The sequence below is a fragment of the Helicobacter zhangjianzhongii genome, from assembly GCF_030249855.1.
Lineage (GTDB): Bacteria > Campylobacterota > Campylobacteria > Campylobacterales > Helicobacteraceae > Helicobacter_B > Helicobacter_B zhangjianzhongii.
In genome coordinates this window covers 1-12132 of sequence record NZ_JANURN010000007.1, presented here as the reverse complement: position 1 = coordinate 12132, position 12132 = coordinate 1, and the positions used below count along the sequence as shown (strand labels likewise).

At 43.2% G+C, this 12132-nt stretch carries 9 protein-coding genes, 1 other RNA gene and 1 pseudogene; 2 read left to right on the top strand and 9 right to left on the bottom strand.

What is annotated here, in order from left to right; translation table 11 throughout:
• Positions 1-105 precede the first annotated feature (105 nt).
• Both NYG90_RS07680 and NYG90_RS07675 read right to left on the bottom strand, forming a co-directional pair.
• The gene (locus NYG90_RS07680; RefSeq protein WP_115011349.1) at positions 106-603 is read right to left on the bottom strand and encodes a flavodoxin; all 498 of its coding nucleotides are present in this window, start codon (positions 601-603) and stop codon (positions 106-108) included.
• 73 nt (positions 604-676) lie between these two features.
• A complete protein-coding gene (locus tag NYG90_RS07675) occupies positions 677-1879 on the bottom strand; it encodes a hypothetical protein (protein ID WP_285264914.1) in 1203 nt (400 codons plus the stop codon).
• Between the two features lie 140 nt (positions 1880-2019).
• Here NYG90_RS07675 and rnpB point away from each other — a divergent pair.
• Together rnpB and NYG90_RS07665 are read left to right on the top strand one after the other, a co-directional pair.
• Positions 2020-2366, top strand: an RNA gene (gene rnpB, locus NYG90_RS07670) — RNase P RNA component class A.
• 55 nt (positions 2367-2421) lie between these two features.
• The gene (locus NYG90_RS07665; RefSeq protein WP_285257459.1) at positions 2422-4545 is read left to right on the top strand and encodes a heavy metal translocating P-type ATPase; all 2124 of its coding nucleotides are present in this window, start codon (positions 2422-2424) and stop codon (positions 4543-4545) included.
• 68 nt (positions 4546-4613) lie between these two features.
• On the opposite strand, the gene ftsZ is transcribed toward NYG90_RS07665, so the two are convergent.
• The 7 genes and pseudogenes from ftsZ to NYG90_RS07630 all read right to left on the bottom strand — a co-directional run.
• Positions 4614-5756 (bottom strand): cell division protein FtsZ, encoded by a 1143-nt coding sequence (ftsZ, locus tag NYG90_RS07660; RefSeq protein WP_115011346.1) that lies wholly within the window; start codon positions 5754-5756, stop codon positions 4614-4616.
• A 12-nt stretch (positions 5757-5768) separates the two neighbouring features.
• Positions 5769-7193, bottom strand: coding sequence for a cell division protein FtsA (gene ftsA / locus NYG90_RS07655; protein ID WP_285257458.1), 1425 nt, complete (start codon positions 7191-7193; stop codon positions 5769-5771).
• 15 nt (positions 7194-7208) lie between these two features.
• The gene (locus NYG90_RS07650) at positions 7209-8696 is read right to left on the bottom strand and encodes a peptidylprolyl isomerase (protein ID WP_285257457.1); all 1488 of its coding nucleotides are present in this window, start codon (positions 8694-8696) and stop codon (positions 7209-7211) included.
• A 134-nt stretch (positions 8697-8830) separates the two neighbouring features.
• The gene (gene dsbI / locus NYG90_RS07645; RefSeq protein ID WP_285257456.1) at positions 8831-10354 is read right to left on the bottom strand and encodes a disulfide bond formation protein DsbI; all 1524 of its coding nucleotides are present in this window, start codon (positions 10352-10354) and stop codon (positions 8831-8833) included.
• Between the two features lie 9 nt (positions 10355-10363).
• Positions 10364-10531, bottom strand: coding sequence for a disulfide bond formation protein Dba (gene dba, locus NYG90_RS07640; protein ID WP_285257455.1), 168 nt, complete (start codon positions 10529-10531; stop codon positions 10364-10366).
• Positions 10532-10605: 74 nt separating this feature from the next.
• On the bottom strand, positions 10606-11712 hold the full coding sequence (locus tag NYG90_RS07635) for a hypothetical protein (protein WP_285257454.1): 1107 nt from the start codon (positions 11710-11712) through the stop codon (positions 10606-10608).
• Positions 11713-11720: 8 nt separating this feature from the next.
• A pseudogene (locus NYG90_RS07630) lies at positions 11721-12132 on the bottom strand (MBOAT family O-acyltransferase); the annotation flags it as partial.

Here is a 12132-nt window from a genome sequence, read left to right as displayed (position 1 = left end):
ATACACCTTGTAGCAATAAGATTAGTAGGCTAAATTATACACTAGAAAAAAGATTAGAATATAGAGAAATAAAAGAAAGAAGCAGGGCTTGCGCCCTGTAAGAATCTATGCAAGCTTACCTTTAATATCAGCAACCCACGCTTTGATTCTCTCAGCTGTTTTGTCATCTTGATTATCTTCATCAAGAGCCAAGCCCACAAACTTGCCATCAACAACAGATTGAGAATCAGAGAATTCATATCCATCTGTTGCAGTTTGCCCTACGATTGTAGCACTATCTTTTGCTTTGTTGTAGATATGAGAGATCCCATCACAGAATGTATCAGAGTAAGTATCTTGATCACCAAGCCCTACAAGCCCTACAACTTTTCCGGCAAAATCACCGCCACTTAGAGAATCTAAGAAGTCTTCCCAATCAGTTTGCAAATCACCACTACCATAAGTAGGTGTAACAAGGATAAGATTCTTAAATGATGCAAGCTGATCTTTGCTCGCACTTGCTACATCGATAAGCTCTGCATTGCCAAGCTCTGCTGCGACTTGCTCTGCTGCGTTTTTTGAATTACCGCCATCGCTACCATAAAAAATTCCAACCTTTTCCATTACTATGTCCTTTCTTAAGAAATTGAAAGCTAAATATGCCAAATTTGTTTAAACAGCGCAATAAGAATCCACACTAGATTCTAGGCTTGCTTGTAAAAATCTTTTGCGTATCTAGCGTGAGAGTGAGCATTTGAGATAGCGCGAATTGCCTATCAAAGTGATAAAATGCAAACCCCACATTAAGCCGCAAAAAATCATTTCTATACTCATAGTAGGCATTGATACGATTCAATGATCGCGCGTGATAAAAGGGCAGTCCATTATACACGCTCTCCCCATACTCCGCGAAATACTGCATTTGTGGCTTGCCAAAATAGTAGCTCTCTTCTAGCCCAAAGCCCTTATACTGCAATCTTGCCCGAAGCTCTCCTCCACTGCCATTGTAGAAATCCCCAAGTCCGCTAGCCTGTCTCTTGCGCTCTAAGCTCCCCAAAGCTGCTAGAGCTATCTCGGCTTTTTGCAAGCTCTCTTTTTGCACGATCTTAGCAAAATCCACCCCCAAAGCCACTTCATACAAAATCTTGTCTAAAAGCTGCGTATTAGGCAGGAGTGGATTGGCTGGATTTTTACTCCCATCAGCACTAAGTAGCTCTTCATTTTTGATGTGATAGAGTGCCACATTTGCACGCAAGCTCACAGCACTAAAGGCTACAATGGACGCGTGTGCTAGGGCGTAAAACTCATCATACCGCTTGCTTAAATCCCCTCCATACCAATCAAACACAAACTCCCCATTTAACGCCAGCACCACGCCTTTTGTGTGTGCACTTAGGGCTAGCCCATTGATATTTGGCGAGAAAAACAAAAAATCCGGACGAAAAAAGCTAAGCGGATAAGTGCCGATCAAATTTTTACGCGGGAAAATCCCCATAAATGCGCTAAAATCCTGATCTCTGTAAGCATAATACGCGCTAATATGTGCCTTTGTAGGGAAAGTAGCTGCGCCCATATTTTGCAGCACAAAGCCCCCAAACATCACTGCGTGCTTGGCATTGATCCCAACTCCTATCTCTGGGCTAAGTCGCAGAGCATAGAGTGTGCGCGTAGCCCAAAGCACATTCTCGCCCTCTAAGTTATCAAGATAGGAGTCAAAGCCCAAGGAAGCACGCAGATCAAACATCGATCGCGTGGGGCTTTTGTGCGTAATGATAATGAGCTGCTCTGGAGCTATTTGCCCCTTAGACTCTAAGGCTACGCTATCTATGGGATCATCTTTAGGCACATTCACACCAAAGCACACGCTAATAGCACACAACAGCCCCAAACATACTCGCATACAATCTCCTATATCTTTGTGAGTATTGTAGCGCATTTGCCAGCTATGATAAATGTGGATTCTAGATTCTAATTTCACAAATTGATATGCTTAACAAGGAGATATATCAAGCATATTGTGGATTTGCTATAATGCAATAGGCTGGTTTGGTGGTGGCTGCTCTCTAGCCTTAGAGAGAGGAAAGTCCGAGCTACAAAGACAGGATTCCATTTAACAAATGGCTAGGGCGACCTAAGGGAAAGTGCAACAGAAAAGAACCGCCAAAAGTGGATTCTAGTCCCTAGAATCCACTTTTGGTAAGGGTGAAAAGGTGGGGTAAGAGCCCACCGGATTCTAAGTAATTAGACTCGCTATGCAAACCCAATCCGTAGCAAAAAGAGCGTGGTAAATGTCTTAATCTTTGCTCTTTGCTTGAGGTATATTGTGAAATATATCCCAGATAAATAGCCACCCTTGACAGAACTCGGCTTATACTAAGCCAGCCTTACGCAAACATTACCTTTACGCGCTACACTTCGCTAAATCACATCTAGGTATCATCTATGCAACAATTTCATTTAGACAATCTTGACTGCCCAAATTGCGCGGCTAAACTAGAATCCACTTTGCGCAAGAGCCAAGGCATAGCACACGCACAGATCAACTTCACCACAAGCACGCTACTAACTGATTGTGCCAATATGCAAAAGCTCCAAGACATCATCGCGCAAGTAGAGCCACAAGTGCGCATATCGCGCCAAGAAGACAGGCAGCCTAAGCGCAAAATTTGGACCAAAGAGCTAGCATTACTACTAGGGCTAATCATCATATTCCTTAGCTCTCTTGCCCTAGAATATCTCCTGCAAACACGCGCTGAATCACTTAGCAGCGCACTATCGCTGCTGCATATCGCGCTCTATGTGATCGCAGGCAAAGAAGTATTCAAGCGCGCCTATGCCAATGCCAAGCGCAAGGAGTTTTTTGATGAAAATGTGCTGATGATCGTGGCATCAATCGCGGCATTTATCATCGGCGCGAGTGAAGAGGCAGTCGGGATTATGCTATTTTTTTCCGTAGGGGAGTATTTGCAAAATGCAAGCTTGCGCAAGGGTATGGATTCTATCAATGCCCTAGCCAATCTCACCCCACCACAAGCCCATAAAATCCACAATGGAAAAACTATTGACATCGCAGCTAAAGATCTTGTAGTGGGCGATGAAATCATCGTGCTAGCTGGAGAAGTCGTGCCGGTGGATTGCGTGCTACTTGATGAGATAGCTAGCTTTGATACAAGTGCCATTAGCGGAGAGTCTCTACCGCTTACAATCACACAAAATACACAGATCCTAGCAGGATCTATCACGCTAAGTAGCCCAGCGACAATGCGTGCGATCCGCCCTTATGCGACAAGCCAAATCGCCAAAATCACCGAGCTTATCGAAAATGCCACGGCAAAAAAGGCAAAGACAGAGAGCTTTATCACCTCTTTTGCGAGATATTACACACCTATTGTGTTTTTTGCCGCTTTGTGCATTGCTCTTGTGCCACCACTTTTTGCAAGCGGTGGATATAGTGCAAATCTTTATGATTGGGTGTATCGCGCGATTGTAGTGCTTATGGTAAGCTGCCCTTGCGCGCTTGTGATCTCTGTGCCGCTTGGGTATTTTGGGGGGATTGTGGCAAGCTCTAAGGTAGGTGTCTTGCTAAAAGGCTCAAGCTACCTAGAAGCCCTAAGTCAGCTTAGTATGCTAGGCTTTGACAAGACAGGCACGCTTACAGAAGGTAGCTTTAAGGTAGTGGATATTGTCCCAGAAAATGGCGTAAGCAAAGAGCGGATTCTAGGCTTTGCTGCTTGTGCGCAAGACCTATCCACTCACCCCATAGCCCAATCTATCAAGCAAGCCTATATGGATTTAGCCCACACGCATCATATCAGCGAGTTTGAAGAATTCTCCGGGCTTGGCGTGCGTGCTGTATGCGATCATAGGGAGATTATCGCTGGTAATGACAAAATCTTGCATAAATTTTCTATCCCACATAACCATTGCGATATTGATGGCACAATCGTGCATATCAGCGTAGATAAGGACTATCTAGGCTATATCATCATCGCCGATACGCTTAAGGTAGAATCTAAACGCGTGATAGATGAGCTAAAGCAGCTGCACATCACGCCTATTATGCTAAGTGGCGATGGCGAGTATCCTTGCAAAATCGTAGGAGAGCAGCTTGGTATCGCTTATCACAGCCAGCTGCTTCCACAAGATAAAGCAGCGTATTTTGAAAAGCTAAAAGCAGAGCAAAAAGGCAAGGTCGGCTTTGTGGGCGATGGGATCAATGATGCCCCCACACTAGCCCTTGCTGATGTGGGGATCGCTATGGGTGGGGGGAGCGATCTCTCACGGCAAAAGGCTGATATGATCGTGCTAAATAACTCGCTAGATTCTCTCTTGCAAGCTATCAAAATCGCCAAAAAGACAAAAATAATCATTTATGAAAATATCATAATGGCACTTGGGATAAAGGGATTATTTATCATTTTAGGGATTTTGGGGGTGGCAAGTATCTGGGAAGCGGTCTTTGGCGATGTGGGAGTAGCCCTACTTGCCCTAGCAAATGCTATGCGCACAATGAAAGGCTCACACATAAAAAGATCCCAAAGCACCATAGAATCCAAATCCCACTAGAGTGAGATCTAGCGGAAATCTAGTGAAGAATCAAAGCTTTTAGGCAGTTATCTTGCGCTAGTCTTTTTCTAATCTTTTTTGGCTCGAGTTATGGCTGGCTGCTCATAATCCACATTTTCATCTCCACTAGCGCGCAAAAGCTCACCCATATCGATCAAAGAATCTTGCTTTGGCTTAGGGGCTGGCTGCTTGATCTCTTGTTGCGCTTGATTTGGAGTAATGATATTTTTCTCAAATCCTGTGGCAATGACTGTTACACGCATAAAATCCATTGGATTGCTTTCGCTAGTATTTGTCCCCCAAATAATATCCCCATCATCAGTGTCAGCAACTTCACTGATATAATTCAATGCTTCTGTTATTTGCACCATAGGATAATCAGGATGCATTTCAAAATTTAGCACCACGCCCTTAGCCCCACTGATAGAGAGATTGTCAAAAAGTGGAGATTCCACAGCATTGCGCAAGGCATCGATACAAGCATTTTCTCCAGATCCTTCACCTATACCCATAAGTGCCAAGCCCTTATGCTGCATAGCCTTAGTCAAATCGGCAAAATCCACATTTATATCACCGGCACCATACTCTAAAATCACACTTGATATACCCCTAGCCGCACGAGCCAACACATCATCAATATGGCGAAAACTCTCCCGTAGTCCAGTGTTTTTACCAATAATAGACAAAACTTTATCATTTGGGACAATGATGATAGAATCAGTGATTTTATTAAGCTCCTCAAATCCTCTTTGCGCAGTTTTTACACGCCTGCCACCTTCCATAGTAAATGGTTTAGTCGCAACAGCAACAGTCAATGCACCCAAATCCTTAGCGATCTGCGCCACCACAGGAGCCGCCCCCGTGCCTGTCCCACCACCAAGACCAACACATACAATCACCATATCCGCGCCACTAAGATACTGCTTAATCTCATCAGCACTCTCTAGTGCGGCTTTCTTGCCTACTTCATCATCTGCCCCAGCACCCAAGCCACTTGTGAGTCGCTCGCCTAGCTGGATTTTATTTGGCACGGGACTCACACTAAGATGCTGATAGTCAGTATTTGCCACAATAAGCGTAAGAGCTTGGTGCTGATTGTTGGCGTGAAGATGCGCTACCATATTTGAGCCACCACCACCAACACCAATCACAACAATCCTAGCTCCCTTTACCTGTCGTATTTCTTGAACTTCTATGTGAGTATCTTGCATCGCATTTCCTTTCTAAAATAATTTCTCTGCAGTTTTTGTGAAAATCTGCTTTAGTTTGTCAAGAGGAGACTCGCTCTTATGATCCACCCTTAATGCACTCATCTGGTTTCTTACTCCTTGTGTGAGATCTTCCTTGAGATTTGACAAATCTGTATCTAAAATATTTTGATAATCTCGATTTGGCGTATGTGGGAGCGAGTGCGAAAATGATGGCAAAGCTTCTTGGCTTTTTGTCTCTTTATGGCAGATTTTCTGCATAGAGTCTCGTTCATAGTTTGCGCATTTTCCTGCCCCATACCATACAAGCCCAAGCACCGTTGAATACGAAGGATCTCGCAGCTCATCATACAGCCCGGGCATCTCGATAGTTTTTGAAATCCTTACAGGCATATTATGAAAAAACATTTTCGCAATATCGCGGATACCCTGCATATTCATCATTCCACCTGTTAGAACAATCCCTGCACCAAGCCTATCTTTAAGCCCACTTTGATCAATATAGCGGGCAAGCACATTAAAAGTCTCCAAAACACGCGCCCTAATCACATCTTGCACTTTAGGTAATTTCACAAAATGCACGCCATTATCCCCAAATGATGGCACTTCTATAAGCTTTTCATCCATCTGACTAGAATCATCATCGCCCCCCATACTCAAATCCCCATAGCGGATCTTCACTTCTTCAGCAGCAGAAGGGTTGGTATTAAGCGTTAGGGACAGATCTTTTGTAATATGATGCGATCCAACACCAAAAAAAGTGTTATATCGCATAGCATTGCCATCGTGGATCATAATCTCACAAGTGCTTCCGCCAATATCAATACACGCCACGCCTAGATTCTTCTCATCATCACTAAGCACCGCAATCGAAGAAGCATACGAAGCAAGCACGATATTTTGTATCTCCACACCAGCAAGCTGGATCGTCCTACGCAGATTCTCTAAGCTTGAGCGTTGGGCTGTAACAATATGTGTAAATACCTCTAATCTACGCCCCACCATACCCATAGGGTCTTCTATATGATCCTGATCATCAAGTCGAAACTTATAGGGAAGCACATGGATCACATCAAAATCCTCAGGGACCGATGCATTATAAACAGCATTATTCAACGCCTGACCTATCTCCCTAATGGTAATTTCATCTCCTTGGACATTATATACTCCAGAGCTCGCCTTGCTTTTAGTATATGCCCCAGATATAGAAACAATCGCTTTGTTTATAGACTCCGCCCCCTTAGCCTCTCTCTTTGCCTCTGCGACTGCAGCTTTAATAGCCTTGCTCGCACTATCGATATTGGTAACCACGCCCTTTGTAAGCCCTTGCGATTGATACCTGCCCACACCGATGATATGCGGCACACCATCAACCACATTAGCAATCACGACACAGATTTTGCTAGAGCCTATATCGATACCCAAAATCGTTTGATCCAAACTTTCCTCCTAACCCTAAATAAACTTCTTTATCTTGTAGCGTTGCTCTAAGAAATCAAACACAACCCTTGTCATTAACTCCATTTTCACCTGATTGACTAAAGCATCTATATAGCTATCTTTAGAATCCATAGGCGACACCGACTGCGAAACAATCCTAAACAAAAATGCGTTTTCGCCCATTATAGCATAATTTGTGCTTTTGTGGCTATCAAAGATATGCTGCAACAAGCCCATAGATGTGTAAAAATCAAGCCCACCTAGCGTATATCTCTGTGTAGAAATCTCTGCTTGCGTAGGAAATCGCGCGATAATCTTCTGCCCATTAAAAGTCTCAAGCCGAGCAGTCGCTAGCTTATGAAGCTGCTTTAACCTCTCGCTTTTAATGTATTCTTCTTGGATTTGTATGCGCACCTCATCAAAGCCGCGAGACTTTGGAGCATTTTTCTCCACAATCTTTAAAGTGATAAAATCATCGCCAAAAGGCATAGGCTTAAGTGTCGTGCCTTTTGCGCTAGATTCTAGTGCCTGAAGAATCTCTTGGCTATACTCGGTAGAATCTTGCGTGATCACCTGCACTTTGGCGTGTGTCTGCTCTGATTTTTGAAGTTTAGAATACTCTTTAAGTGCCTCTACACGAGCCTTTTGCTGCTGAAAGGCTAAAACCACTTGATCTTTTATGGATTCTGGGATCTCCTTGCTCTCTTGAGTAATGTAATTTTGCTCATAGAATTTTTGTAGCTCATCATCTTGATATGTTTGATCCTTTGTCGGCACGACAATCATCTGGACTTGATAGCTTGCTGGAGTTTGGTAGCTATCCTTATGTTCTTCCCAATAGCTTTTAAGCTGGTCTTGTGTCGGCGTAATGGCTATGCTAGCCCCCTTGATCACACTAAGCTCTACAACATCTTGCAGTGCAAAACCAAGGCTCAAAGACTCTCGCTCAAGGGGCGTTATAGGCAGCGGAGCTTGCGTGATAATTTGCGGAAATATGAGTGATAAGATCTTTTGTGTGAGAAGCTGCTGCTGCACTTGCTCTTCAAAATACTGCTTGCTTATCCCATTAGAAGCGATAAACTGATCATACTTCTTGAGATCAAACACCCCATCTGTGCGCAAAGCTTCATACTCTCTCCCCGTGCTAATCTCTCTAGCGATCTCTTCATCACTTACACGCAAGCCCAGATCTAACGCGTAGTTGCGGATAAGCGCATTAGAGATAAGACCTCTTAACACTTGCTCATCAAGCCCCATTTCCTTAGCTTGCGCTTCGTCTAGCGTGCCGCCTTGCTGATAATTGCGCCGATCAAATTCGTTTTGATATGCTTGGGCAAACTCTGCTTTGCTAATGCTTATCTGCCCCACTTTAGCGACAGAATTCCCAGATAAAGAATAATCATATACCCCCCAAGCAAAGCCACCGGCACCAATAAACGCTATCGCACTAATCCAAATTGTAACCACAAGCCATTTTTTATGCTTTTGCATCCATTCAATCATCAAAAAATCCTACACACAAATATCCAAATCTCCAATAAACGCGCGATTGTAGCATAGATTAGCATTATCCACAATACACAATCCACCTAGGCGCGCCATAGCACACCTAAACACAACGCATAGGCAAGTTAGATCTACTGCAAGCGATAGATGATATTTTTGCCATTGTGATAAGACAGGATACTCACCATTCCAGAATCCACCATCAAAGCACGAGCATTGCTAATCTCACTAGGGAAGCCCAACACCCGCACTACCTCTTCGCTTACGGGATTTATCTCTACAATGACATTGTAATTTTTACTAAGGGCAAAGATATTGCCATTATGCATTGCCAGTGCAGTAACATACAGCTCGCCTAGGTTGCGATTGTCCTTTAGCTGTGCTTTTGGTGTAAATTCACCAGATAGGATTCTATCGCTAAGGGCATATTTACTGATGACAAAGCTCTTTTTGTCAAGATTATTAGGCAGTGTAGCCATATAGAAATACCTAGAGTCTGTCGTAATGCTTCCGGTGTGGTGGAACTTAGAGCGCACAGTATCAATCCTACCTCGCCCAAGCCCCTCGCCCTGCCCTTCAAATCTATCGCCACCGCGCACAAAATCCGCAAACTGCAAGGCTTCATCTGCTTTATCATTTTTCCCAAATCGCAAATAAGTTTTATTTGATCCCATAAGGATATATTTGCCGTTGAGATAGGGGATCACGCCGATGATTGGATCAATAGTAGCAGAGAAAAATGGGTCGATTTCAAAGCTATCTGTAATGCGATACGCACTATCCATAAACATCACCTCAAATTTAGAGCTACCGACAAACTCGCCATTGATATATGCAAGTGAGTTTAAAGGCTGCGTAATGGGCAGCTCTTGCATAGATTGTATATGTAGCACTTTATCAATGTGAGCAAATGGCGAGTTTGCACTCTCATTATCAAATGTAATGCCAAGCTTTTTTTCATTAGGTGCAAACGCATAATCAGGTGCCTTGACATCACGCTTACCCAAAAAAGAAAAATCTTTATAAATCTTTGTTGTGCCTTCACTTGACCAAATGATATATTTTGGATTTAGTGAGAAGCGCACAGGATCGCTCTGCCCGCTAAATGGTGGCACTCCCGTGGCAACAAATGCTTGAAAGACATTAGAAGCAATCACCACCGCACTAATGACAAACGCCCCCATAGCAAAGCCTCCAAGCCTGCGGACTTTCTGCTCTCCCATCTCTTGCTCAAATGCCCCAAACCTAGGTGCGAGATAGAACATCACTCCAAGCAGCACAACCACCGCCCAGAACACCACTTCTGCCCAGAAATATGTATGCACCCCAAATACCTGCAAGCTAAAGCCTTGATCCAAATCCCTATGCGCGTGATTGCCATAATGAGCAAAGCTTTGATACAAGCCAAATGCCGCCATAATGAGCAGCCAAGCGATGTATTTGCCCTTGATACCATAGCGCACGATAAAAAAGGCTATCACACCGATAAAAATCATCGACTCTCTCTGCGCCCAGCACAGCGTGCAAGGACTATCACCAAGCATATACCCAAAGACAAAATTTGCAATCCCCACAGGTAGCAGGATAATCAAAAACCCCGCCCAGCACATAAGTGTGTAAAAATTTTTTGCTTTTACAATTTCTTTTTCTTCCATAACACCCTCCTAAAGATTCATAATTGTCAAAAATGCGCCGGATTTATGCCCAATAAACATAAACGCCATAATTGCCCACGAAGCGATCACAAGCCTAAAAGCAAGCTGCTCTTTTTGCGGCTTTTTGATGAGCAACACCACTGCGACAAGCACCAAGAGTAACTCCAAAAACTCCATACCACATCCTTTACAAAAAGATAAAGCACAATTATAGTCAATCTCTATTCCATTATAAAACTATTTTTACAAAACTATTGTTTTAGCATAGTGACAAAGGGTGTAACATCATAGTGCGCGATTTTGCTCTCCATTGTTTGCAAATAAGCAGAGAGATTAGCTTGATTGATGATATGCGTAGAATTGCGCAAGGCTTGGATAAAGATTCTATTCATATCGATATTATAATGCTCTGGGTCCATATAGTTGGCAATTTGCGCACTATAAGGCAAATCATCAAAACCATAAATACTAACATTGGGCAAATGCTCTGTTGCTTGCACAAGATAGGTGATAGACTCTTGCCATTTAGCAAGCTTATCGCCTCCGTGTATCCGCCAATGCAGAAGTGAGTAAGGCGGAATAATGAGAGAAAAATGCGTATCTGGGTGATCTTTGATAAAGGATAGCAGATAAACTTGCAGATAGATTCTAGTCTCTTTGGCATCAGTGCTAGAGGTATTATCAATCTTTACAAAAGGCGCAAAATCAAAGCTCCTTAGACTCTCCATCATCGATTGCACCCTATCATTTTCGTGTGCTATCCAATTATCAAACCCGCCAAAGAGATCTGTCACCCCACTTTCATCGACCAACGCCCACGGCAGAAGCATATTAAGATCCTTTACCCCTGTGCAGATTTTCGCGCTAGAGAAGCTAAGCGCACAGAGAAGAAACTTATTATTCATATAGATCTTTATATCATTGTATGGATTTTCATCATAGAGATAGTCAAAGGAGTCTGTCTTGCTAGGACTTGGTGATATGAGAGAAAAATCATCTAAAGAATACACAATATGCTTTGGCTGCTTATGTTCTAGCAAATAGCGCAAAATCACCGCCCTTGTATCAAAGGAGCTTCCCGCCATAGAAATATTGACCCACTTGCCACCGAGATTTTGCTCAACTTCACTTGCTAGATTGTTTTGCAGCATACAAGAGCCTAGGATATAGTGGCTAAAGTCATAATGTGTGATGATGCCTTTGTTTTGCACTCGTGTATCATCTGTGAAGGCTATATCGCGGAAATATGGTTTGTGATAGAGCTGCAAAGGATCATACACATACAGCAAGCACAAAAGAGCCGCCGCACACACGATCATCTGGACAAACACTAAAGCAGCAAAGACTCTATGCGACATACAAACTCCTAGAAATTAAAGTATAAAAACGCACTATACGCATTGCCACCTATGTAAAACAAAGAAATAGTGAGCAAAAGTGCGCAAATCGTGGTGTTGTAGAATCTCATCGTAAGATTTGTGGTGATGGCATAACTATTGCGTAAAAATAATGTAACAACAAAGCCAGCGACAAGGAAAATAGCCATAAAAATAGAGCTTTCAAATTTCACGACATTTTCAATCCACAGCACGCTAAAATCCACCCCCCAATCGCGCAAAACCCCAAGTCTAGATTCTAGGCTTTTGGGTAGCACCACCTCTCCGCCAAACATTCCTTTAAGCAGGTTGATTGCTCCTTGCACATTTTCAGCTCTAAAAAACACCCAAGCGATATTGACACAATTAAAAGTAAGCAGCCAGCACAGAAGGATATAGGCT